We start from the raw sequence: 23,808 nt of genomic DNA on the forward strand, positions 1-23,808 counted from the left end.
CGCAACTTTCCCAAGTCAGCCGACGCTCGAAGCCCCGAACTACCGGTCTGCTCTTCAGTAAGGCCTATTTTGATGAATAGGTTTTACCGGTGATTCCATTCACGCTGGAGACGGCTATGAAAGACGACAATGTTCTATCTGGTGCTGGGCTGCTGCACGAGTACAAACGGGAAATGAACGCGTTCCTCGACAAGGGTTTTGCTCTGATCGAAGGTGAGCAGGCGAAGATCAATCGTGCCGTTTTTGCCGCTCTGAGCATGGAGCAGCGGGACGTCTACTGTCAGCACCTCAGTGTTGAAGAGAAGGTGAAGCCTTCCAGCATCTCGCGCATCACGGGCAAAAGCCAGCCTACAGTCAGTCGGCATCTGAATGGAAAAAGAAGCTAATCCCATTCATATATGTCGAGTAGAAACAGGCGCCCACAGGCGCCTTTTTCTTGGTCAAACGAATAGGTAAGCGAGGTCCTGGCGATCCATCGCCGTGAGGGTGGCCAGCTGCACCTGCACTGGCAGATAGCACCAGTGCCCGCTGCTGACGCGCGGGGCGCTCAGTGGATGGCTCACCGACTCGATCACCATCGGCGGCAACGCCAGGCGGCCGTAGTACATGGACACCATGCTCGGGGCCAACGAGGGGAACAGCGCCTCGATCATCGTCGTACCGTCGCCGGTGGACTTGATGATGTTGGCCAGCGTGCCGTCCTCGGCCAGCTGCTGGGGAAGCGACCAACTCAGCAGCCGCTGGTATAGCTCCATCAGCTCGCCCTCTGGATCACCGATCGCCCGCAGGTGCAGGGTCATGCTGATCTTGATCGGCGGCATGCCGGAGAACACCTGGCGGCTGTTCAGCTTGGTGATGCCGGTCCGACCTTCGAGCGCCTTGACGTTCTGTCGGGCCTTTTCCGCCGCCGCGTTGAGCTCGCTATCCGTGCTGCCTGCCAGGCCGCTGACCTGCAAGGCGTTGATGACGGTTGCGAACGAGCCGGTTTGCAGCATGGCCAGCAGGGCAGGGGCCTTGCTCTCCGGGCCGGTGTGCTCGAACGGGGATTGCCAGTTGAACCCCATTTCCATGGAGTCGTCGGTGATGGGGCCGCTGACGAACCCTGTCTCCAGCATATTGCCCTGGGCGTCGCAGGCGTACAGACGTGCCAGCAGGCTTGGGTGAAGGTTGCCCCAGGTCTTCTTGGCGCGCTGGGTATCCAGGATACCGCCGGCGGCGCCGGCCAGCGTGCCCAGAAGGCTACCGGAGTCGCCGATGGAGCCGATGATAGATCCGCCGACATCGTCCAGCAGTCCCTCGGTGGCGCCGACCAGCGTCGTGCCGGCCAGGCCTACCGCATCGGAAACGCTCGATAGCGCGCCGCCGACCACCTTGCCGGCCGACTCACCCAGCCCCGACGTGGCCAAAGAGGTGCCCCCTTCCACCACGGAGCCTGCGAGCTCGTGGTAGCTGGAAGACACCCCGCCGACCAAGTCAGACGCCATGGAGCGACCGTCATTCACCAGCGAGGAGGCGCCTTTGACCACGGTCTCTGCCCCGCTGGAGAGCGCGGAACTGATCGAGCCAAAGACGCTGGCCACGGCTTAGATACCCATCCGGTGGCGGGCGCGCATCGAGCGAGCGCGGCGTGCCTTGGCCAGGGAGGTACGGCTCTTGATCTGCATCTTGCGCACGGCGGTTTTCTGGGCGGCGTTGAGGATCACGGTGCCGGAAACACGCTTGCGCACGCGGGTCTTCTTACCACCCCGCACCGCGAGCTTGACGCGATACACGGCGCTATCGAATGCCGCCTCGTCGCTGCCGTCGCCCATGACGAAGCTGACCGGATCGGCGCCGTCTTCCAGGCTGCCGGCGAAGAGCTCCACCACACGGTCGGCCACGTCGTTGTCGTAGTCGTCGATCAGGCCGGTGATGTCGTCGTCCGATACGCCCAGGCTGGCCAGCACGTTGCCCACGGCATCGCCCAGGTCCATCAGGTCGTCAGCGGCTTCGTCGCTGATGTCGCTGACGAACTCGCCCTCGGGGAGGGCGCCGACCATCAGGGCCAGCAGGCGGTCAGCCATGCCTTCGCCCGGCTCAAGATCATCGGTCTCGACCCATTCCTGGACGATGGAGGACGCGGTGATGTCCAGGTCCGTATCGATCACGTCGTCCAGCTTGAAGCCGCTCGGCACGGCATCGAGCTGGGCAGCGGGTGCCGCAGCAGGCTTGCCGGCGTCGCCAGGGCCTTCACCGGCGGCGTCCAGGGCGGCAGTGCCTTCACCAGCACCTTCGCTGGCGGCAGCCGCAGCGGCCGCAGCAGCAGCCTCCGCGTTGGCAGCGTCCAGTGCGGCCTGGCCTTCCTGGCCTACGGCGGCTTGTTGCGCGCTATCCAGCTGGTTCTTGTCGGCGGCGGCTTTCGCCGCCTCCTGCTTGCGCCGCAAGTCGCGCAAGTAGCTCATTTGGTAACTCATGGTGTTCTCCTATTACCGGCTCAGGGTCTGGCCCACGGTGATGACGCGGGTGGTGCCCTCGTAGCTGCACGAATGGCGCTCGTCGATCTTCTGCTTGGGCTGGGCCGAGTTCGGCTTGATGGTGGCCATGTAGGCCGCGCCACCCATGTCGTCCGATGGCACCAGCCAGCCGGCGGTCTGCAACGCCGGGAACAGGCTCTCGATGTAGCGGGTGGTCAGCCTGATCGCCTCGCTGATCGGCTTCTGGAGCGCTTCCTTGCTGAAGATGGCAATGGCTTCGTCCACCGCCGCCGACATCTCAGCTACCGCTGCTAGCTGCTTGTCGCCGTTGCTCTTGGAGCAGGTCAGCGAGTCGAGGAAGACGTACTTGGCGCCGGAGGCGTAGGTCTGGGAAATCACCGGGTTGATCTTGGCCTTGGCCAGCTTCTCCAAATCGGTGTCTTCCAGGTTCACCAGCTGACGCACGCCAGTGCGGCCGGTCAGGGGGAACATGGAGCCGGCGACCGGGTAGTGCTTGGGTGCCACGCCGTTGGCGTCGGTCTGGGCGTTGCGCTTGCAGCGCATGCCGAGGTGAGCGCCAGAGGTGCCGATGATCGCCTTGCCACCGTTGAGCGGGTCGTCCGAGTTGAGCGGAGCCCACAGCGCCTGGGTGTAGTGGTTGTCCAGGCCCACGTTGGCCATGAAGGCAACGGCGCCCGTCAGAGACAGCTCGCCAGGCACGTCGAACACGAAGACCTTGTTCATCTTGGTGGCCAGGGCGTCGAGCTTGCTCAGCAGGGCGACGTTCTTGCTTCCACCAGCACCCAGGTAGCCGAACGACTGGTTCGCGTGGAACAGGCGGTTGAGCGCTGCGTCGTAGTCGGTCGCCGCGTAGGTGGTGCCGCCCTCGTTGAAGTAGCTCAGGGTCGCATAGACCCACTGATCGTTGCCGTTGGCGTCCTGGCCGTAGATGTTCGAGGTGGCCGGCACGGTAGTGCCTTTGACCGAGACCTCTACGAGATCCGTCTGGCTGGCAACGGTGGAGCCCAAGAAGTAGGAGTTGCCCGACTGATCCTTGTCGGTGACCACCAGCGAGCCGGTGAAATCGTCGAACAGCAGCTCGCCGCTGACAACGTCGTAGAGGCGAACCTTGACCACCTTGGACGCGACGGCAGCGCCGGTGTTGTCGGCGGCCTCGACGGCATGGATGCCGATCTTGACGCCATCGTTGAAGCATTCCAGGTGCCGGATGGCTACCAGGTAGTCCGCCGGCAGGGCGCTGGCGACGCTCCAGGTGACGGCCTTGCTGGTGGCATCCATGGTGGCGACCATGTAGCTCAGGGTGGCAGCGGCCGGCACGATGCGCGAGCAGACGACTTGGGCGGCGCCGTTGGCCAGCGCCTCATAGACGTGCACGTGCGCCTCGTTGAGCGCGCTCGCCAGGATGGAAGTAGCCTGGCCCAGGCTGCGCGAACGGTTGCTCGCAGTGACCGGGAACGCCCGGTCAATCGCCCCGCGATCGGCGCGCAGCGGGATGGCCACGACCTGATCGCTGTCCGAGGCGGTGCCGCGCTCGGAGGCGTCGGCGAGATAGAGCAGCTGCACGCCGGAGCGGTAGACCGGAGCGCTGCGCGAAAACGCGGTTTGAGTCATTTCTGTGCCCCTTTAGGCGACGGAGATCGCGCCTATGGTGTCGCGCTGCAAGCGGTCACCTACGCCGATCATTCCGAAAATCAGGTCGTACAGCTGGCCCACGCTGGGGCACTCGTGCTGCACCGTTGCGCCCTCGTCGATCACCCGGATCGGCTGTGCCTGGGCAAGTACCAGAGCGCCGCGCATGCGGTTCTCGACGTTGAGCGATACCGGGTAGGCCAAACCCTCAGCAAAGTCGGCCAGTACCTGGGCGGCATCCATACCCATGCCAAGCACCAGTTCCGCTGGAACAGCGGCGGTCTTGGGCTTGTTCTTCTTGCTGCCGGTGGCCACTGCCTCGGTGGTGCCGGCGTCTACTGCGTCGTCGCTCATGCAGGGTTCTCCCAGTGCAGTCCTTCGTTCTGATCCCAGCGGTGCAGGCGCGCCAGACTGGCGATGTCCTGCTCGCATTCAGCCTTGTGCAGCTCGCTCCCGAAGGTCACCGCGCGAGACTCGCCGGGCTGGAGCGAAATGCCCAAGCAGCGCACGATCTGGCGCGAAGGGGTGTGGTTGTTGAGGGTTGCCGTCAGGGCAGGGGGAGTGCTGGCATCGCCATCGCCATCGCCATCGCCATCGCCATCGCCATCGCCATCGCCATGGTCGCCGGTGCCGTCCTGATCGCCGGTGGTGGTGCCGCCTTCGACGCCGCCCTGGTCACCGGTGGCGCCGTCGCCTTCGATGTCGCTCTGCTCGCCGCTGGTGCCATCGCCCTCTGTGCCGCCCTGGCCGCCAGTGGTGCCGTCACCTTCGATGCCGCCCTGGTCGCCAGTGGTGCTGCCGCCATCGGTGCCGCCTTCGCCGCCGGTGGCGCCGTCGCCCTGAGTCGTTACTTTCTCGTCTGCGCTTCCGCCAGATGCGCCAGAGCCCGATTCACCATTGCTGGAGATCGGGCTGGCACCATCCTGGAGGGCGGCATCCGCAGCCTTGGCAGTCGCCGAGGCCTTGGATGCACGCGCCTTGGTAGAGGCAGACACGGGGGATTTCCGCGTGCCCATGCTCTACCCCTTACGCCGCAGCAGCGGTGCTGGTGGAGGAGTTCGCCGGCTTGAACATGTTCTTGACGGTGATCAGGGCGCAGCCCATCGCGGACGGCATGTGCGGGTTCACCGAGGTGAAGTTCCGCGCGTAGAGCGCCTGGCCGAAGCTCATGTCCTGGCCGAAGGCGGTCGGGAGCACGGTGACCGGTACGGCGTCGCCCATGACGAAGCTGTTACGCGCTGGGCTGTTGGAGCGGCCGTAGCAGAGGACCTGAGCGGTGCCGGTGGCTTCTTCTTCCAGCACTTCCCACGGGGTGTAGTACACCTCGTAGCGACCGAACAGGCGGCCGACGCGGTAGATACCGGGGATCTCGGTGAGGCCCGACTTCTCGAACAGGTCCGAGGGCAGAGCTTCCCACTGAGCCTTGATGATCTTGCCGATGTAGAGGTGGGTCACCCCGCGATCCATGGTGAGCTCGGCCATCTTCTGGCTGACCTTGCCGAGGATCGCGCTGAAGTCTTGCCAAATCTGGGCGCGGGTCTTCTGCTGCATCTGGCCGGCATAGTCGAAATCGAACTCGTCGGTGTTGGCCGCAGCCAAGCGAACAGCCTTGACCAGGATGGAGCGGTGACGCTCGACGGTGATCTGGTTGCGTGCAGCCACCAGCGACTCGGATTGCAGGTCCATGCCGATTTCGTTCTGGGCCTGGGTCTTGGAGTCGATGGTCTGGCCCAACAGGCCACGCCAGGGCTTGGCGTAGAGCGTGTAGGTCTGGACCTGGGTTGCGATACGCGGCGCCAGGGTGGGCTGCTTCTCGAAGTCGATGTAACCCTCGGCATGTACCACGGTGCCGGACGGCAGAGCGGGGTTGAATGCCAGCAGTACGGCGCCGGTGTCCGGGGTCACGGTGCCGCTGATGGTATAGGTGGTGCCGGACAGGATGGCCAGACCGGACAGCGGCAGGGTGGTGGCCGAGGCGTTCGCGTTCGAATTTTCCTCAGCGACCGGGAAGCCGTTGACGTAGATCTGGGTGCGGCCACGCAGCAGCTTGACCTGGCTGGTGCCATCCAGAGTAATACCACCCGTGGCAGTGGTTCGGTCGGTGCCCAGGGTGAGCTTTACCGTCCGCTCGGAAGACAAGAAGGTGTCGCCGATGTGGGTGCCGTCGAGCAGGTCGCCCACGTCGTAGCCACCGACCTTGCTGGCGGCCTGGTGGCTGACGATACCCAGGCGGGCCTCGTTCGAGCCGATGCCGGTGGGCAGGTAGGTGGCGCCAGGGAAGGCCTCGGCCACGGCGCTCAGCAGGCCCAGCTGGATCTGCTCGGGCATGTAGGAGATCTGGTTGTGGTGGCCGGTGGAGCCCACGCCATCCAGCTTGACCATGCCCTTGTTGTCGCCAGCCATGTTGGCAGCCTGATCGAGCGCGGCCTCCATGACGTCAGCGGTCGGCATGGCGCCGTGCTTGTCGTAGTAGATCTTCATGCCCTTGATGACGCTGTCGAGCACTTCCTCGCCGGACATCGCACGACCGTCCAGGCGGTCGATGGCATTCTGAATGGAGGGCGGCAGGTGCTCTGCGCTGTCCAGGAAAGACTTGATTGCGCCGTCGCCGGAGGCGCTGTCCAAGAGCACGCCGCCCTTGGTTTCTGCATAGAGGCCGTCGAAGATCTCTTCGGTGCGTGCGGCGCCTTCGGTTGCGTAAGTCGCGCGGGTCATATAGCCGTTCTCTCGTCTGTGAGGGATACCCAAAATCGGGATGTGGCCAATGTAAAAGGGGGCCGAAGCCCCCTTTTTCGCGACTTTCCGATTTATCGCTGCACGACGATCAGGCGAGCGTTCGCGCCGGTCTGTGCGAGCAGGTCCTTGGCCTTGAAGGTGCCCGCGCCCAGGGCCTCGACCTCGGCGCCGTGCTCGTCCAGCCAGGCTCGGAACTGCACCGCCTTGGCATCGCTGCCGATGAACACGCCTTCCCCGGCGATCGCCACGAGGCGTCCACCCGGCTTGAGCATCTGGAACGCCCGCTGGATGTGCTCGGCATCGCGGCGATTGGAAAAGGGCGGGTTCATCAGGATGGCGTCGTATTTCGGCGCCAGGTCCAGCTCCATGAAGTCATGGGCGACGACGGTGTAGCCCTTGGCCGTGAGGATGTCGCGCAGCTGGCTGCTGATCTCCACGACATCGACCTGGGCCCCAGCCGCACGGGCGGCGTCCGCGAGGTTGCCATTGCCGGCCGACGGCTCCAGCACCAAATCGCCGGGCTTGATGCCGGCCAGGCCCGCCATGCGCACCCCCTCCGCCTTGGGCGTCGGGAAAAAGTCGATGCCGACCTTTTGCCCAATGATCTCCCGCTCAGCCTTCGCCACTGGATCCTCCTCGCGCACACCCTCCCGATAGGCCAGGTACTCGGTCAGCGCCGCGCGCAGGTCGCTGTCGGTGTTGAGGCCCATCCGTATCAAACGACTACGTTTGGCGGCCTGCTCCTTGGCGTACCAGTTGAACGCCGACTCCTTGCCGATGCCTTCCAGCGCCTTGTAGGCCGCAGCGAACACTAGTGGATCGACATCGAGCTGGTTCTGCGCCTGCAACTGCTTGACGATGCTGGCCCAGCCCTTGGGCTTGCCCTCCCGCAGCGCGGCCAGCACCGGCGCATAGTCGTAGCGCATGCTCAGCTTGGGCAACTCGGCATAGCCCACGTCCTTTCCGTCGAACGCCCTGGACTTGTTTCGCTCGCGCTCGCTGTAGCTCAGGTCCTGCTCCGACCGATGCCGACCGCCCACCAGGGCCTGGTGCAGGGTGGCCAACTGCGCCTTGCTGGTGATCCCGCCCAGGTGAGTCGCCTTGCCCTGCTCTACGGCATCGGCCAGGTTGTTCAGCGAAACCGCCAGGGCACGGTCGCTCTCTGCTCGCGCCAAGATCGAGGCGGCCATGTTCGCCCGGCGGGCGGTATTGGTGGTACGACTGGCGCCCAGCTCCTCCTCGGCCTTGGCCAGCGCAGAGGCAGCAGTGCTGCGCAGGGTGGCGACCTGCTTGGCCACCTTGGCCTGCTGGCGCGCCTGCTCATTGGCGAGCCGGTCAGCCTCTTGCTGTGCCCGGCGCTGGGCCTCGACCTCTGGATCTGCCGCAGGCTCGGCCTCGACCACCGGCAGCGCGCCCATCGTTGCCAGGTGCCGCTCGCGGATGAAATAGCCGCCGTCCTTGGGGAAGGTGTATTCGTCGATGGCTTGGGCCTGGGCGTGCGTCACCCCGCGCAGGATGATGCCGCGAATGATCTTGCCCTTGCCGCCCTTCGTATGGTGCTCGACGATCTCGTGTTGAGCAGCGGCAGGCTTCGCAGCCGGCTCTTCTGGTAAGGCCAGAGGGGTAACGGTCTCGGCAGGCTCATAGCCCAGCACCTTGGCCTTATCCGGGTGGTACATCACCACGGTTACCGCGCCAGGCTCGAAAGTCACACCCTCTGGCGTGTTGGGCTCGATAAACGCGACTCCGTCGAAGCCCATGGATAGCGCGCGCTCGCGCAAAGCGTTTCCATTGACGATGTCGCTGACCATAGCCCGAAGCTCAGGAGAGGCGTCTGGTTGGGTCAGGTCTAGGACTCTGGCGCCGGCTATAGAAACGCGCAGGATGACACCGTCCTCCAGCAGCTCCTCCAGCAGCTCCTCCTGCTCGGGGGTATTGCCTGCTTTCCCCGCAATCTTCGCTGCGGCAATGCCTGCAAAGAAGCGCGCAAAGCCTCGGCGGTCGGTGGTCAGGTACACGCCGGCGCCTTGATGATCGAACCCCGCTCCGCGTCGCTCCCCTGTGCTGAAAGCGTCGAATGGCAAGGCGGTGCCGTGGTACAGCGCAGGTGCCTGGTAGAGGCGGCTGTTTTCGACATCTACGGCTGCGCCACCAGCCGCTCGCATTACCTGCACCCGCTCCGACAGATGCTGGTCAGCCCAGGCGCGGCAGTGGGCGGTAAATCCTTCGTGCCAAGCCACAGCCTCGGCAGACTGATACACGAAGGGCATCCGGCCGGCCTCGCGCTCGTATTCGGCCATGCGCTGCGGGATCCAGGCCATGTAGCCTACCTGGATCATGGTGCGGTTTTCCGGCACCAGGTCCTCCAGGGTGTCCAGATAGGCCTGGAGCCGCTGATTGCCCGACGTCCCGCTGCCGATGGTTGCCTGCCACTGGGCAAAGTCGCGCTCGGCATTGGCGGTCAGGATGGCATCGCGCTCCGCGCGGAGGTCGTCGCGCTCGGCATCGCTCAGCTTGGTCCAGTCGCCGGTGCGCTTGGCGTAGTCGATGCGCACCGCTGTGTCTCTGGCCTCATTCTCCGCCTTGCGTTGCCCGATCTCGGCCTGGTCTTCCTCGTAGGCCACAACGTCCTCGGCTGCCGCCGGCCGGCCGAACACCTGGGCGAATACCTCGGGGCCATGGCGCAGCACGAAAGCCGATTCAAGCCTGTCCAGGCTGGAGGCGATGCCCAGGGTCGTACCCTCGAAGTTGCCGCGCACGCCGATACCGCCGGAGGCGTAGTGCTCCAGCTGGGCGCCGCTGGCCAGGCGCTCGATCGCTACCGGCACGAAGGCGGCGAACCGCGCATCGCCCTTGGTCAGCCGAACACCGCCCTCGACGATCTGCGGCTTGCCGCCCAGCTCGCGCACCCGCGCGGCAATGGCTTCGGCGTCGCCCCTGAGCAATATCGCTCCACCCTTGGCATCCTCGGCGGCCGCGAAGGGCTCGCGCTGGGCGACGGGACGCACGGCGAGGATGGTGATATTCAAATCATCCTCTGCTACGCTGTTCTCAGCGGCATCCAAGGCGAAGCTCTGAATAATTGACAGGGTGGAGTCTAGGGTGCCGTTCTCGTTTCTGCGCTGCCAAGCCGGCTGGCCCGAGTGGGTCAGGTTGTAGAAGAGATTGCCCTGGCCATCCTCGGCCACGGTCACCCCCGCCGTGATGATCTGCCCCTCCAGCTCGATGTCCTTCTGGGCGAAGTAGAACGCCACCACGCCGTCCTCGCGGGGCTTGTAGAGCGGCTCGCGCGGGCCGTAGCTGCCCTGGACCAGGATCTCGACCAGATGCGGCACCAGTTGCGCCTTGATGGCGTCCCGGTTGAGGTTCATCCGGTACTTGCGCAGCCCCTTGCTGGACAGGCGTACCGGGCCCACTGGCGTCTGCACGACCTCGCCTTGCAGCTCGCCCTTGTAGTAGGCCATCGCCGCCTTGTAGCCATCGCCCTCGGACTCGGCCAGGTACTCAGCTAGCGACTTGCCGGCGTGGGGCGGCCCGTTGATGCCCAGACGCTCCAGCAGCGCGGCGACGCGGCCGGTGATCTGGACCTTATCCAGCGGGCTGGCGCCCTCCAGCGCCTTGATCTCGGTTGCCAGCTCACCGGTAAGGCGGATCCGCTCCACCGGGCTCAAGGTGACCTTACTCATTGCCCACCTCCGCCAGGATCTCGGAAGCCAATTCCACAGCGGCCTCTTCCTCGGCTTCGGTATCGAACGCCACCAGCGGCACCAGCTGGATGACGCGCTTCGCCATCTGCACCAGGGCCCCCTCGGGGGCGTATTCGCGCATCTGCCTGAGCAGGCGGGTCAGCTCCTGCTCCGGGCTTTCGACGCCGTCGAGCACCAGGACCTGGCTATCCTCATCGTCGAGATCGTCCAGCAGCATGGCGGCGAGCGCATCGGGATCCATGGTCACGGTGACGCCGTACTCGCGCGACTGGCAGAAGCCGTAAAGCTCGCCCGGTTCGAGGGTATCGGCCGACAGCCGTTCGCCGGCGGCGCCGACGACCATCTGGAGATCCATGTAGGCGCGGAAGTAGGCGAGGGCGCTGGCGTCGCCCTGGTAGGACACAGGCTTGGCTTCATCCTCGTCCCAGAGCGCCTGGAACTGGCCGTGTGGGGTGGCAACGGTGTATTGGGTAGAGATCATTGCTGCTGCGCTCCCAGCACGGACTGCGCCCTTTCCAGCAGGGCCTTGACGGGGTCTTTGTTGAAGCGGGTCGAGATCACGTTCTGCCAGGTCTTGCGCATGGAGCTGCCCTGGGTGTGAGCGATCACCATGAAGGCCTTCACCAGTTCGAGGTCGCCGTGGATGGCCGAAAAATCGGGGATGTAGAGGCGGGCGCCGTCTTCGGTCGTGACCAGGTAGCCCTTGGTGTTGCGCTGGGTGTTTTGATTGCGGAACACGCCCTGGAAGACGTGCATGTCCTGCCAGCCACCCAGGTAGGCCGGCACCTTGCCGCGCACGAAGGCGTAGCGGCCAAAGTGGCTGGCATCCTCGGCCCGCTCAGCCTGCAAGCGGTCCCACCAGCCGTCCGCCGTCAGGGTCACCTGCTTGGCCAGGATGGCGACGGTCTCGACATAGAGCTTGCCGTCCTCTTCGCGCCGCTCCTGGAGCATGTCCACGGCGACCGTATGCAGCCCCAGCTTGGCCCGCATCGCCGGCGTCAACTCGCTGGCCAGGTAGCCGGAGATCAGCGCGAACATTTCGGGATCCTTGGCAGCGAACAGCGCCGCATCCATGGGGTTGGCCAGGTACTGGACGCCCATGGAGAACACTTCGGTGATGCCATCGGGGTAGATCTTGCCGATGTAGGGGTTCAGCCAGCTGTCCTTGTAGGCGATCTCATCCTTGCGGTACTTCTTGTTGTCGGTGAGCCCGCGCAGGGAGTGGGCCATCCCGTCCTCGCGCCGGCGCACGAGAAAGCCATTGGCGGCCGCCTTGGCGATCGGGTCGTTTTCGAGGTGGTGCGCCAGTTCGTGGAACAGGACGGTGCGATCAAACCGCGAACCGACGTTCACGACCTTTTCCCCGAGGCGCGTGGAGACGCCCACGGCGTTGGCGCGGCTGCCGCCGTCCACGGAGATCCGCACTGCCGAGGACTTACCGCCGGTGAGGCGATAGAAGTCGGCCATGTCCCGCAGCAGCGACTCACGGGAGTAGCCACCGCGTTCAAGCTTGGCCACCGCCTTGGCGTCCAGGATCTGCGTTGCGGCCCAGGCCTCGGCCTGCTCATGGGTGACTGGCGATGCTTCGCGCAGCGCCGTCAGGATGGCCTGCCCTTCGTCTTCGAACACAGCTTGGCTGCGCTTGAATTTGGCCTCATCGAAGGCGCGGGCAACGGCCAGGGCCTCCTCCTTCAAGGGCTTGCGATCCTTCTTGTATCGCTCCCAGAGGTCAGCCTCCTCCTCCTGGAGCTGGCGCAGCTCAGTATCGTCTCCACCGTCCTTCACCAGGCGGCCAGCAGCCCGCAACTTCGGGTTGAGGACGTCCACGGCGGCCTGCATGGCATCGTCTAGGGCCTTGAGGGCGACCAGCGCCGCCTGCATCGCGGGATCGTCGTGCGCGGACTGCTTGAGCAGCTCCTTGGCCTCGGCCTCCTTGCGCAGCACGGTGGCCGCATCGATGCCGGCATCAACGCCCCTGGCGGAGATCTCTTCGTAGGCGGCCAGGTTGGCGATGTCGCGCTTGGGGCCCCAAACCCCTTCCAGGGCGATGTCGTTGGCGCGAGCATCCAGAGTCTTGGAACCGACCGTGCTGGCCAGCTCCGACACCGTCATAGCTTCGAAAGGGACCAGGGCCTCAGGCAGCTGCTCCAGACCGTCGTCCAGATACTGCTCCAGCGCCTGGGTGGAGCCGGCCACGTCGGCCAGAGAAAACGCGATGGCGCGCATGGCGGTCTTGATGCCGGCGCCCAGCTGCTCCAGCAGCTTGGCCACGACACCCGCAATGCGCACGCGCTCTAAGGCAGGGAGTTCGCCCTCCAGGGAGAGAACATTTTCGGCGAGCTCGCCCGACAGGCGAACCCGATCAAGAGGGGAAATGGCGTCCAGAATTTCCATACACGCGCGGCGCTCATAGTTACGATGCGCGATGATGGAGCCGGCGCGGGACGCGGCCTGGCTGGACTTTCCGAAGGCAAAAAAAGACCCGCCGAAGCGGGTGCTACAAAAGGTTGCGCATCCGTGCGCCAATCACCACACAGGAAGCCATGGCCTCTGTGCGATAGGTGAAGCCCTCGCGGAACGAGGAAATCGAATCGAGCATATCAGATGGCCAGCCGGAGCGGCGAACCGCGTATCAGGCAGCGGTTGCCTTGGCTACGACGGCCGCCGAGTAGGCTTCAGCGGCCTGCTCGAACAAATTCAGCAGGTCGGCGTTACCCTGGATCTGCTCATAGACCTGGGTCAGGGTCTGGGCCAGCGTCGGATCGGTCATGTCCTCGTTCCCGTCGATCACCGATTGCAGCAGCGCGCGGGCGGCCTCCAGCTCGTCCGACACTACCGTTGCCGGTTCAGGCTGCACGGTCACAGGCTCTGGCATTGCAGGCAAGGCAGCTACGCCCTTCGCTACCAGGGGCGGCACGATCTCGGCGAATTGCTCCGGCTGCCACGGCGCGACGTCGAGCTTATCCAGCCCGTGAGCGTCCACGCGGTAGAGCATCAGGAACCTCCCATTGGCGGAGACCCGCAGCTCCAAGCCCTGGCCGTCCGCGCGCACTGCCCGGAACTGAACTGGGGTCGATTCGACAACGGTAAAGCCTTCGGGCAGTGCGGCGCGTGCTACGTCGTTCAGTAGCAGAGGGGTCGTCGGGATCTCAGCGGTAGGTTCGGGCACCGCTACCGTTTCCACGCTCGCGTTGAGCTGGGCAGCCAACTGCTCGGGCATGAGGGTGAGATCGTCCAGTACCTTGGTGGTGCCGTCATCTACGAGCCAGGTCACCGCTACAACGTTTGCACCTGCCCCCACGTTGCGGGTCTGGTGACGCACACTGTGGTAAGAGCCATCGACTACCTTCGTCAGCTCGATAGTGCGCAGCGGGCCGCCCCAGCCCAGGTCGCGCAGGGCATTGCGCACGGCGACGATGCGGCCACCGAAAAAGCTGTCCAGAGCATCCTGGTGCGCACGCTGGAGACGGTCGTCGGCCAGCACCTGGGCATAGCCTTCCGGGCTCAGCGGATCGAATTGGCCAGGCGTGCGGCCGCTGGTATCGACCGCGCCTTGCTCGTCGCCAGGCTGGACGGCCTGGGTATTGCGCTTGGCCTGCACCTGGGTCGTCAGGTCCTCGATCTCCGACTCCAGGGCCTGGAGCTCCTGCTCCTTGCTGGCCACCTGCTGACGACTGTCCTCGATCGCCTGCATGCGCTGCGCACGGCCTTCGTTGGCCTTCTGGAATCGCGCGCTGTTCTTCTCGGCCAGGCGCATGATTCGCCGCGCCACCTCGCGCGGGTTCAGGTCCAGGCCTTTCTCGGGCGCCACCAGGATGGTGATGTCCATCTTGTTGAGCATCCACTTCCAGCTGACCAGCTCGTCGGTCGGCAGGATCCGGTTTGGTGTGGCGTCAGGGTTGTGGAACCAGATGGCCACGCTCTGTCCATCGCTCAGCTCATAGACCGCGCAGATGTTGGTGGTGCCGCGCTGCTTGAACGGCTCGGTGACTTGCAAGGCCACCGGCTTCACCTTGTCGCCGGCGCTGTCCATGATCCGCTGGAGCTGTTCCATCTTGATCTGGAGCTTGGAGCTGATCACCACCATGGCGTCGAGCGCCTCGATGCCGTCGGCGTCTTCCATGATGTCGGCGACGGTGCAGGCATCCAGCAGCAGGTCGGCATCATCGGCCCGGCGCAGGCCATAAATCAGGCCTGCCAGGTTGGCCTCGATCGGCATCGCGGCGCTGTCCCAGGAAATGGTGCTCATGTCGTTCTCGCTATCGAAGGGCAGCGCCGCAGCGCTGAAGGGGATGGAGTGGTCGCCGTATTTCAGCCACCAGCGAAACTGGCCCAGGGTGGCGCCGATGATCGAGCCCAGCCCCTGCCAGCCACGCTCATAGCTGCCCAGGTAGGCCTGGCGCGCGGAGTCCTCATCGGTGAAGCCCAGCATCACCTTGTGCTCGTCGAAGCCACCGCCACGGCTGTTCTGGTTCACCACGAACACGCGCGTCGATTCCGGCACCGGTCCGACGAAAACGTCTACCGGATCGCCGTCGGCCCCACGTGTACCGGTGATGTCGCCATAGTGGGCCTGCATCACCACCGACCAAGGCTTGCCATCCTGCTTGCCGATGCGGTGCTGGCCTTTGGGCGTCTCGATGGCGATCGGCAGCCCATGGAGCTGGAGGCGCCCCTTGCGGTAGTTGCCGGCCTGGAGCTGGGCGGGGGTTGGGTGCGCGCTGGAGCCATGGCCCAGTGCCCCGGCATGGGCGCCGCGCTGGATTGCCGAGTAGAGGTCTGTCATGCCGCCATCATGGCGGGGAGGCTGGCCAGCGCCTGTGCGAGCTTTCCCGAACGACAGGCAAAAAAAACCGCCTCGCTGGCGGTTTTTCAGACAGCGATGGCTGGTGGAATGGCCCTACCAGCTATCGAATGCCTACTCTTTCTCGTTGCGCAGGGGACCGGCCAGAGGGCCAAGGGGCTCAAGCTCTGCGCCGTGTGCGGCTGCGGCAATGAGCATCGCCCGTTGAGATTCAGACATGATCCCAATTCGCTTTTCAGCCAGCTCGTGTAGTTCCTGCAACTCCTGCATCGTGGCCTCGTGCTTGGCTCTTACCTCTGCGAGTCGCTGCGCCCGAGCCTCAACCTCCGCAGCATCCAGCGTGCGCGAACTCGCCTCGCGCAGAGGCAGCTCCTTGGGGACATCGGGCTGTAGCTGTCTTGTCTTGCCTGGTCTAGACATACGCACCTCCATAGGGGCGTAGCGCTTGGTGCTGATAGCCACTATACGCCTTTCACCAGCTGCCCATTTGAATCGTAGACAAACCCCAGCTTGAGATAGAGGGGAACAGCGCCGGGCAGAGGGTCGGGAATGAGTATCTGTGGGATCTCGATCATTTTTGCGTAGTTCTCTACAGCCAATAGCATGAAAGCCGCGACGAACCCTTTCAGTGGATTGCCAGGATTCGGACAGCTTTCCAGTAGCATCAATTTGATCCTTCGCTTGCTCCGTTTGGGTGTCGCGAAGCACAGCCCGCATAGGACGCCGTCGTGATAGAGCGCGACGTCGAAAGATTTCAGTTGTCCTCGCTTCAGCCGAGGCACCTCGTGCCAGCGCTCAAAAAACTGGCAGGTGGTCCATTCATAGAGCATATCCAGTGCAGGGCGCTCAATCGGCCCCATGTAGAGATGCTTGGCATTGGCGATTTTCGACGTCGCCGTGGGTGATAGACGGATCTGGAGGATGGTTTGATCACGTGCTATTTCAGCAATCAGGCGATAGCGCTCACGTAGATCAATCATCCCGACATCCATTCAGTTGCGACAGTAAAAGTCTGCTCTATGAGTGGAGCACTTCCAAGACCCCCAGGGTAATAGTGCCTGGGCTGACATTGCCGCACGACAGGCAGGAAACCCGCCACGAGGGCGGTTTCTAAGGTGATTCGTCATCAGGCGCGAGCAGTGTTGCGCTCGTTCAGGCTGGTCAAGGCCCTAGAGGGTTTCGCGTCGCCGATCCGGCCTAGCTCAATAGCGCTCTACATCCAGCAGCGCCCACACCATGTACCCAGCTTTGCGTGCGGCCTTTTCAGCGTTCATGCGCGCCTCGAACTCGCTGATGGTGTCGTCCTCATGCTCGAAGCGGTAGCAGATTCCGCCGCCAGGCTTGCGCACGGACAGCAGTACCTTGATGCGCGGACGCTGTTGGCCACCGGTACGCACGACGGGTTTCGCCGAGGGGAGGGGAATCGGAAGGCCCAGTGCCTCGCGCATCATGGTTTCGGTGAGCATCACTTGCATGGGAGCGTCCTGCTTGAAGAGTGATAAATTTATAGCACCTGCTAAAATAATCGCGCAAGCTATTTGCTCATCATCCCAGATCAAGCCCGCGCAAGGTGCCCTCGCATGTCAGACCAGAAAGACCCTAATCTCCAGCTGTTCCACGTGAGCATTGCGGGCCATTACGGGCCGCCTGTGACCCTGGCCTGCTCCATTGTCGAGGACACAAACGTCTTGGTCGTCGCACGAGAGGAGCCGTTCAAAGAGCGTCGCGATGCGGGATACGCGCTAATCACCAATCAGGACCTGCCGGAGCGCGACTGGTTATTCACCGATGATCATGTCCGAGACTCCATCAACAGCTTCTTCGCCCGGACAGGCCGAAGCACCATCGCCATCGTCAATAGCCTCCAGCGGCATTCGCCGGCTCAAGGGATCCAGAAGGACAGCTTCGACGAGCACGGCCCCCGGTATCGCCTGATACCAGAAATCACCAACGGCCAGATAGCCGTGCTAGCTGCTTGCGGATTTGCCGACATCCAGTCCAGCGTCATCCTGGCCCAGTCGCTGGCCGACGACTTCATGGACCTCTACGACATCTACACGATCTCCTGACAGCAGAAGGCCCGCGTATGGCGGGCCTTCATTGCTAGACTGGTGAGCCTGGCTGGATCGATATTTTAAGTACCCTGTGAATAAAGTTAACGAAGTTTCGTAGAGCCTGGTGGTCATCCGGCGAGATACCGTCAGGATCAAAGTGCATCACGTCATTCCGAATAACTCGTATTCGCTCTAGCTCTTTCAGGAAAACAGTCTTATCGACTTTCAGGCCTGATCTCTTCCACATATCTGGATCCTGTAAGAGGCGAACGTATCCCCCCAGAGTGAGATCAGCAACCGACTCAATGACTATATCAGCGTCGCTACTCAAATTTGAAAATCGGGCCAATTCTTCGGCACTATATTTTCCGTCTATCGCCTTCCTAATATGGTTTTCGATTTCTTGAATTAACAAGAATGGCTCTGAAAGCTGTTGTAGTTGTTCGCTAAGGTCCGTTGTAGTAACAATTCCAATAATCTGCTTGTCATCTGCTCTCACAAGCGCATATGAATTAGAGACGATTAGCGGTATCGCTGAAAATATTGAGCTGTTCGCATTAATTTCGAACTGCCTTTCCATGAAATCGCGAACTGGCCTTTCGCCCAGGTCACCCTTAGATTCAGCGTGTTTTGAAATAAAGCTTGAAAGAATTGTGGAGCGACTTACTACGCCTTTGACGTCTCTAGTGTTGGTCATGACCGGAAGCTGCGAGTAGTCATGCATCAGCATCAGGGTCAGAGCCTCTCTCAACGGAGTGTTGGGGTTCACCCAGACGACTGTACGGCTTGCAGCAGGTAGCCGGCTCACTTTCAGTGCGGGCTCATCTATCGCTCCATATACGAAGCTTTTGGGTGTTTCGGTAGGGACTATTTCAGCCGTGTAAAAATCTTCGACGCTTACATTTGAAGAAGAGCTATCGCTAAAGGTATTTATCTCGATAGGTCTTACTTTTTGTATTTGAATCTCTGCATCCAAAGGTACGCTATCGAAGTCGGGGGATGTTATTAGTTTATTATTTTCTAGAATCTTTCTGATTTCGTAAACTACTTTGATGCCCCGCCTTTCTACGCCTGCCCAGCCGAGGAACTCTTTGACGGAAACATCATATGACTCTTCCCCTCTTTCAAGATCGTCAATGACATCTGCTATCTTTTCAAGAAAGGATCTTCGTCTCATTTCAGTCATGCCACTTAAAATAATTACGGTTGATTTATTTTTTGTTGATCATAAAGCATAGTATGTATGAATCGCTAATTTCACATTAACTAGGTTTCCACTTTTGCTTTATCATGCCGCTAGCACTATAGGTCGGAAAGCTTCTGGGATCTAGTTGCTTGCGAATTTGCCGACATCCAGTCCAGCGTCATCCTGGGCCACGACTTCATGGACCTCTACGACATCTACATGATCTCCAGACAGCAAGAGGCCCGCACGCGGCGGGCCTCATTCATCATCCGTCATACAGATGATGTCATGGATCATTCCTCATCCATGTGAGGTCAGAACCCTTCGTAGTCGTCACGCGGCATTCTCGATCTCCTCCCCGAGCTTAGCCAGGGCGGCCCGGAACGACTCTGCGTTGCGCTCACACAGCTCGGCCTGCTCCTCTTCACCCTCGGCGCGCCAGATGGGCGCATTGGTCTCGACGCTGTGCAATGCGATTCCCAGCACCGTCCGAGCGGACTCCAATTCGGCGCTATCGAGCACCTCCCCTGCACCCAGGCGGGCCAGTAGCGCACCAGCCTGCTGATCGTTCGCCGCATCGAGGACCAGCATCGGGGCCTCGTCGCCGCCGGCATCGTCCAGGGCAATTCCGAGTTCAGTGCGCAAATTGTCGCGGGTAGTCCTGGCCTCCAAGATGCGCTGGTCCAGATAGGTCACGCGCTCGGTCAGCGCCTGCTGGAGGCGGGGAGCAGACGTGCGAACGGACTTCGGCAGCTCAGCCCTTTGCCTGGCCAGCATGGCCTGGAACCGCTTTTCGTTGGCGCGCGCGGCGCCGGCGATCTCGGCCACGGCCTCCAGACCGTTCTGGTTCTTGATCGGCAGGTCGCGCTTGTTGAGCAGGACGCGGAAGATGTCGCCGGTTTGCTTCACCTGGAGTGCAACGGTCTGGCCGCTCGCCAGGGTCAGCAGCGCCTGGCGGAAGCTGATGCCGGCGCGGCGCTGGACGCGCGGATCGAACGAGGTTTGCGCCACCGGCTGGCCAGCCCGCAGCATGGCCTGGCTGACGCGCTTGAGCGAGCGCTGGGCGTCGCTGGGATTGTCGAAGTCGAACAGAAGATCCATGGGCAGGGTCTCGAAGGGTTTGCCCTATGGTGCCGCGCCGGGCGGCCGCCGGCGGGCGCGGCTTTCCGGCCCCTACATCGGCGGACCAACTGGCGCCCCGTCGCCCTGCTCCAGGTGGCTGTGCTTCTGGGCACTGATGCCGTCGGAGGTCATGTCGCCATCCGTTTGGGTCACCGGACCCTTGATGGTGTGCTGGCTCGCGATCAGGGCGATCGCTTCGGCGGTGAGCTCCAGCACCGAGCCGCCGACTTGCAGCTTGATCGACTTCCCGGCCTTGATCAGGACGGTGTCGTCCGCAATGAGGGTGAAATTGTCGTGCTCCCAGTGGCGGGTGCCGACCATGTTCACATCCTGCTGGGCGCGAAAGCCGGTGATGATCGGATAGCGCGGGTCCCCGCTGATGAACGCCACCCAGACCTTGTCGCCGGGCTTGATGCGGATCTCAGTGTCCTCGCCTCGGTCACCGATCGGCAGCTCGATTTCGGCGATCAGGTTGGCGCCCGCGCCGTCGGTGAGGCCCGGCAGCTGGACCTCGCAAGTCTTGGCGCCGCGTGCGTAGGCGGCCACGACAGCAGGGTAGCGGCTCACGTTGAGAGATCTCCGACCCAGAAGCGGGACAGGGTTTCGGTAATGCCCTCGCGCGCCCGGAAGCGATGGGCGCCGGTGATGACCAGCTGCTTGATGCCGTTGACGTCCACCACGTCGCCGGCGCGGATGTGCTGGGCCATCTGGGAGTTGATGATCCGACGGGTCACCGCCACCCGGCTCAAGTTGTACAGCATCCGCTCATCGTGGTGCGGCATGAAGGCGACCCGGCGGGGGATGTCGTAGTTACCGCGCACGACGGCGCCGCCACTGTTGACCGAGTAGCCCATGGGGATCTCGTGTCGTTCGAGCAGCTCGCTGCCCTGGGCGGCGCTGGAATCGAACTGGCCGATACCGTCCACCGGCTCCTGCTGGAGCAGGTTCTGGAGTCGCTCGATGGACATCCGCCCTTCGCGCAGCACCATGGCCGCGCCTTCCTCCTGGAGCGCGATAGCCAGCGGATAGGTCGGTACGTCGCCGACCAAGGCAGCGAAGCGCGCCACGGTGAAGTCGTTGCCGATGTTCACCCGCGCGCCACAGGCCAGATAGAGGGCGCCGAGAGAGGCCTTGTGCTGGATCACCGCGCGACTGCGCGGGCCGGCCAGCGCCTCGAAGCCTTCCAGGAACGCGGTGTAGGTGCCGACTTGCAGCGCGTCCTCGCCCTGCACCACGCCGGCGGGGTGGCCACGCTCGCGCTTCACGATCACGTATTTGAGGTGCTCGCGACCACACCAGACGGGCGTGCGGTCGGCCAGCTTGGCCTCCAAGCCGCTCTTGAGCCGCACGGAAAACTCCAGCGTGCGAGGGACCGGCGCCAGATCCGTCCGCAGGACGGTCTCCAGCAGCAGGTCACCGGGCAGCTGGTCCTTGCCGTCGTTGAGGTAGACGTTCACGCCGGCGCTCGCGTGGTGCCGTTGGCTGTCGTCCTGGTCACCGTGCCCAGGTTGACGTTGACCGTCTCGACCTCTTCCACCAGCGGGTAGCCTGGCGGGTTGTTGGCGCTACCGTCGTTGAGCTCGCCCGCCTTGGGCGCGTCGAAGAAGGGCGTAGTGGCCTTGAGGGTGAAGTCACCGGCCAGCACGGTCATGTTCTTGGCCTCGCCGGCCACCATGAACGCCATGTCGGGGTTCTCGATCACCGCAGGCGCCTGGACGGTGTACTGCCCGAACTGGTGCTCGGCAGTGATGTGGCGGTTCTCGCCGAAGTCGCCCAGGAACATGGCGAACTGGGCGGCCAGGCTCCGGGCGCTCTGCTTGTCGGCCGCGAAGATGGCCACCTGAACGCGCACGTCGTGCATGGCGGTACGCAGGCCGTAGTACGAGCGCAGCTGGCCCTGCACGGCGCCCTGGGCGTCGCTGAAGGTGACCAGCTGGCGAGGCATGGGGCGGGCGCCCCAGTCGCCACCGGTGCCAACATAGTCGCGAGCCAGGGCGAAGATCACCACCGGCAGCTTGGCGTTGGCGCCGTGCTCGCCCTGCTGATCGCGCCGGTAGGCCTTGAGCATTTCCTCAGCGTCTTCACTCATGCGGCCTGGTGCCAGCTTGATCGCGTACTTGCAGCCTCGCGCGGCGAACTCCTGCACGGCAGCCGTATCGCCGTAGATACCCGCGTACCAGCGGGCCATCAGCTTGGCCACCGCCAGGTCGAGGGGGAACATTTCGCCGTTTTGGCTCATGGGTTCAGCTCGGAAGTCAGGACATCGCTCGATAGTAGGGCGCGCATCGCCGGCGTCAGGACTTCGCTTTCCCGACCCCAGGGGAATTCCAGCATCCAGAGGTGCTGCGGCGTGATCCGCCAGACGAGGTCCTTGCGAAACAGCGGCCAGCCGGCGGCGTCGAAGCACCAGGACACCAGCTCCGAGCAGAACCAGCTATCACGGTCCTGCCAGTTGCGCGCGCGAGTCACCAGGCCAACGATGCCGGCGAAGTCGTAGGGCTTGCCGTACTGCGTGTAGCAGGCCGTCAGCACCCGCCGGGGCTCCGGGCAGGGGACCCGCACGATCTGGAAGGCGCTCACCTCGGCCAGGCGCTCCGTCAGCGGCGTGAGGCGCACGCCGCCAGGCAGGGCGCCAATGACGCCCTCCCCATCGATGAATTCGACGTGTGACCAGGGCGAGCCGGTGAACAGGCGGACGGCCAGCGAGTGGAGCGTGCGCGTGCGGCTGAACAGCAGCTTGATCTCGCCCATGGGTCAATCCGCCTTGGAGGAGAACTGCACGCGCAGCGTGAAGGCCTTGTCGAGGTCATCGCTGTCCTGGACCTGGCTGGCGTGCTCAGGCTTGATCTTGTAGCCCAGCGTCATCTGGTAGACGGTGCCGTCCTCATTCAGGCGCACGCGCCGGTAGCCGTAGTAGACGCGGCCGGTCGTGCGGTGCGTGGCGCGGCAGAAGTACCAGCCTTCCACCACCGGCGCCTTGTCGGTGATGCCCATGTGCGGGCCCCACCAGTCGAGGTCGCAGTCGTTGATGAGGCAAGCGAACAGCGAGCTGGTGCGCTTGGCCCAGTTGAAGGGGTTACGGCAGAGCCAGAGGTAGACGTTCCAGCGGGTGCGCTCGCGTCCCTTGCAGCGCGCGCTGGTCTTGCCACTGGGCTCGCCATACAGGCCGTCCTCGTAGTTGCACCAGGGGCGCAGCCAGGCCCAGGCGCTATTGGCGTACTCCCACCAGCCGGAGGCGTTCTCGGCGATGTAGCGAGCGTCGTGGCGAGCTGCTAGCGGCTTGCCCTGGGGATGCTTGGTCTGCACCTTGGCCGTCAACGCCACCAGGATGCCCATGGGGAAGTAGGTCAGCAGGACGCCGACGAACAGCAGGGCGCCGACCCAGCCCCACTGCCAGAAGGCAGCCAGCCGATAGCGCAACGGGACGTCAGAAAAAGACATGAGCGAACCTCGGAGAATGAGTGTTCGCCCATGGTGAGGGGGCGCCAGGGCCGGCCTGGCGCGGGGTTTCCGATCAGGACCAGACCACGCCCCGGACGCTGGTCGCATCCTCGTAGGCCGCGATCTTGGCCAGCAGGCCCTTGCGCTTGATGCGCAGCGACAGGATGGTGTCGTAGCTCACGCCAGCGACCCTCTGGATCTGCTCGGCCGTGTGCATCTGGTCGCCCCATACGCCGGTATCTGGATCCAGGCAGGTGAAGGGACCGCGCCAGTCGGCATTTTTGGCATTCTGCGGCAGCTGGGAGGCCGCCACGGTGCCGGTCAGGTTGAGCTGGTCCTCGGTGTTCGAGGGATACAGGTAGGCCTTGCCCAGCACGTCGCAGACGAAGCCGGCAACGATCGCCTTGGCGCAAGCCTCGGTGATCTCAGCGATCTTCTGCTCCTTGAGCTGGACCAGGCTTATCTCGGCCACGGGCGCCGCATCGAGCAGCATTCCCTTAGATGAAACCCAGTGCGGCTGATCCCGCTGCTCGTACTGATCCTCGGTCAGCACCAAGAGCTGCCCCTCCGGGGGTAGCGATTCATAGTGGAAGGCATCCGTATCGATCCAGCCGATGACCTGGCGGGATGAAGGGTCGAAGTGTGCGTATTGCAT

At 63.4% G+C, this 23,808-nt stretch carries 23 protein-coding genes; 2 read left to right on the forward strand and 21 right to left on the reverse strand.

Annotation, left to right across the window (positions count from 1 at the left end; genetic code table 11):
• Window positions 1-116 precede the first annotated feature (116 nt).
• The gene (locus ACUCV0_RS21960) at window positions 117-386 is read left to right on the forward strand and encodes an ArsR family transcriptional regulator (protein WP_482213755.1); all 270 of its coding nucleotides are present in this window, start codon (window positions 117-119) and stop codon (window positions 384-386) included.
• A 54-nt stretch (window positions 387-440) separates the two neighbouring features.
• Here ACUCV0_RS21960 and ACUCV0_RS21965 read toward each other — a convergent pair whose 3' ends face one another.
• The 13 genes from ACUCV0_RS21965 to ACUCV0_RS22025 all read right to left on the reverse strand — a co-directional run bounded on the left by ACUCV0_RS21965 (window position 441) and on the right by ACUCV0_RS22025 (window position 16,825).
• On the reverse strand, window positions 441-1,580 hold the full coding sequence (locus ACUCV0_RS21965; RefSeq protein ID WP_482213756.1) for a hypothetical protein: 1,140 nt from the start codon (window positions 1,578-1,580) through the stop codon (window positions 441-443).
• 3 nt (window positions 1,581-1,583) lie between these two features.
• Window positions 1,584-2,453, reverse strand: a complete 870-nt coding sequence (locus ACUCV0_RS21970; protein ID WP_482213757.1) for a hypothetical protein — start codon at window positions 2,451-2,453, stop codon at window positions 1,584-1,586.
• Window positions 2,454-2,465: 12 nt separating this feature from the next.
• Complete coding sequence (locus tag ACUCV0_RS21975) at window positions 2,466-4,085, reverse strand: hypothetical protein (RefSeq protein WP_482213758.1); 1,620 nt, start codon at window positions 4,083-4,085, stop codon at window positions 2,466-2,468.
• Between the two features lie 12 nt (window positions 4,086-4,097).
• On the reverse strand, window positions 4,098-4,457 hold the full coding sequence (locus ACUCV0_RS21980) for a hypothetical protein (protein WP_482213759.1): 360 nt from the start codon (window positions 4,455-4,457) through the stop codon (window positions 4,098-4,100).
• A complete protein-coding gene (locus ACUCV0_RS21985; protein WP_482213760.1) occupies window positions 4,454-5,098 on the reverse strand; it encodes a hypothetical protein in 645 nt (214 codons plus the stop codon). The genes ACUCV0_RS21980 and ACUCV0_RS21985 overlap by 4 nt, the downstream gene beginning before the upstream one ends.
• 31 nt (window positions 5,099-5,129) lie before the next feature.
• Entirely contained in the window at window positions 5,130-6,818 is a 1,689-nt protein-coding gene (locus ACUCV0_RS21990; protein WP_482213761.1) for a hypothetical protein, read from the reverse strand.
• A gap of 92 nt (window positions 6,819-6,910) precedes the next feature.
• Window positions 6,911-10,525 (reverse strand): LPD3 domain-containing protein, encoded by a 3,615-nt coding sequence (locus ACUCV0_RS21995; RefSeq protein WP_482213648.1) that lies wholly within the window; start codon window positions 10,523-10,525, stop codon window positions 6,911-6,913.
• Window positions 10,518-11,027, reverse strand: a complete 510-nt coding sequence (locus ACUCV0_RS22000; protein ID WP_482213649.1) for a hypothetical protein — start codon at window positions 11,025-11,027, stop codon at window positions 10,518-10,520. Before ACUCV0_RS22000 ends, ACUCV0_RS21995 begins: the two co-directional genes overlap by 8 nt.
• Window positions 11,024-12,940: a hypothetical protein gene (locus ACUCV0_RS22005; RefSeq protein ID WP_482213650.1), complete on the reverse strand. Its 1,917-nt coding sequence runs from the start codon at window positions 12,938-12,940 to the stop codon at window positions 11,024-11,026. The genes ACUCV0_RS22000 and ACUCV0_RS22005 overlap by 4 nt, the downstream gene beginning before the upstream one ends.
• A 238-nt stretch (window positions 12,941-13,178) precedes the next feature.
• On the reverse strand, window positions 13,179-15,332 hold the full coding sequence (locus ACUCV0_RS22010) for a defense against restriction DarA-related protein (protein WP_482213651.1): 2,154 nt from the start codon (window positions 15,330-15,332) through the stop codon (window positions 13,179-13,181).
• A gap of 132 nt (window positions 15,333-15,464) precedes the next feature.
• Complete coding sequence (locus ACUCV0_RS22015; RefSeq protein WP_482213652.1) at window positions 15,465-15,620, reverse strand: hypothetical protein; 156 nt, start codon at window positions 15,618-15,620, stop codon at window positions 15,465-15,467.
• 191 nt (window positions 15,621-15,811) lie between these two features.
• Entirely contained in the window at window positions 15,812-16,330 is a 519-nt protein-coding gene (locus ACUCV0_RS22020) for a hypothetical protein (protein ID WP_482213653.1), read from the reverse strand.
• A gap of 222 nt (window positions 16,331-16,552) precedes the next feature.
• A complete protein-coding gene (locus tag ACUCV0_RS22025) occupies window positions 16,553-16,825 on the reverse strand; it encodes a hypothetical protein (protein WP_482213654.1) in 273 nt (90 codons plus the stop codon).
• Window positions 16,826-16,930: 105 nt separating this feature from the next.
• On the opposite strand from ACUCV0_RS22025, the gene ACUCV0_RS22030 reads away from it, so the two are divergent.
• Window positions 16,931-17,419 carry a hypothetical protein gene (locus ACUCV0_RS22030; RefSeq protein ID WP_482213655.1) on the forward strand — a complete coding sequence of 163 codons (489 nt, stop codon included), beginning with the start codon at window positions 16,931-16,933 and terminating at the stop codon, window positions 17,417-17,419.
• Window positions 17,420-17,453: 34 nt separating this feature from the next.
• On the opposite strand, the gene ACUCV0_RS22035 is transcribed toward ACUCV0_RS22030, so the two are convergent.
• The 8 genes from ACUCV0_RS22035 to ACUCV0_RS22070 form a co-directional block, all read right to left on the reverse strand.
• Complete coding sequence (locus tag ACUCV0_RS22035) at window positions 17,454-18,581, reverse strand: CBS domain-containing anti-phage protein (RefSeq protein WP_482213656.1); 1,128 nt, start codon at window positions 18,579-18,581, stop codon at window positions 17,454-17,456.
• A 342-nt stretch (window positions 18,582-18,923) separates the two neighbouring features.
• Window positions 18,924-19,691, reverse strand: a complete 768-nt coding sequence (locus ACUCV0_RS22040) for a defense against restriction DarA-related protein (RefSeq protein ID WP_482213657.1) — start codon at window positions 19,689-19,691, stop codon at window positions 18,924-18,926.
• Window positions 19,692-19,763: 72 nt separating this feature from the next.
• Window positions 19,764-20,279, reverse strand: coding sequence for a hypothetical protein (locus ACUCV0_RS22045; protein WP_482213658.1), 516 nt, complete (start codon window positions 20,277-20,279; stop codon window positions 19,764-19,766).
• Window positions 20,276-21,169: a hypothetical protein gene (locus ACUCV0_RS22050; protein ID WP_482213659.1), complete on the reverse strand. Its 894-nt coding sequence runs from the start codon at window positions 21,167-21,169 to the stop codon at window positions 20,276-20,278. The genes ACUCV0_RS22045 and ACUCV0_RS22050 overlap by 4 nt, the downstream gene beginning before the upstream one ends.
• Window positions 21,166-21,951: a hypothetical protein gene (locus ACUCV0_RS22055; RefSeq protein ID WP_482213660.1), complete on the reverse strand. Its 786-nt coding sequence runs from the start codon at window positions 21,949-21,951 to the stop codon at window positions 21,166-21,168. The genes ACUCV0_RS22050 and ACUCV0_RS22055 overlap by 4 nt, the downstream gene beginning before the upstream one ends.
• Window positions 21,948-22,463 carry a C40 family peptidase gene (locus ACUCV0_RS22060; RefSeq protein ID WP_482213661.1) on the reverse strand — a complete coding sequence of 172 codons (516 nt, stop codon included), beginning with the start codon at window positions 22,461-22,463 and terminating at the stop codon, window positions 21,948-21,950. The genes ACUCV0_RS22055 and ACUCV0_RS22060 overlap by 4 nt, the downstream gene beginning before the upstream one ends.
• 3 nt (window positions 22,464-22,466) lie before the next feature.
• Window positions 22,467-23,153 (reverse strand): DUF7338 family protein, encoded by a 687-nt coding sequence (locus tag ACUCV0_RS22065; RefSeq protein ID WP_482213662.1) that lies wholly within the window; start codon window positions 23,151-23,153, stop codon window positions 22,467-22,469.
• A 73-nt stretch (window positions 23,154-23,226) separates the two neighbouring features.
• Window positions 23,227-23,808, reverse strand: a complete 582-nt coding sequence (locus ACUCV0_RS22070; protein ID WP_482213663.1) for a DUF4376 domain-containing protein — start codon at window positions 23,806-23,808, stop codon at window positions 23,227-23,229.

It is taken from the genome of Pseudomonas sp. VMV1 (assembly GCF_056790235.1).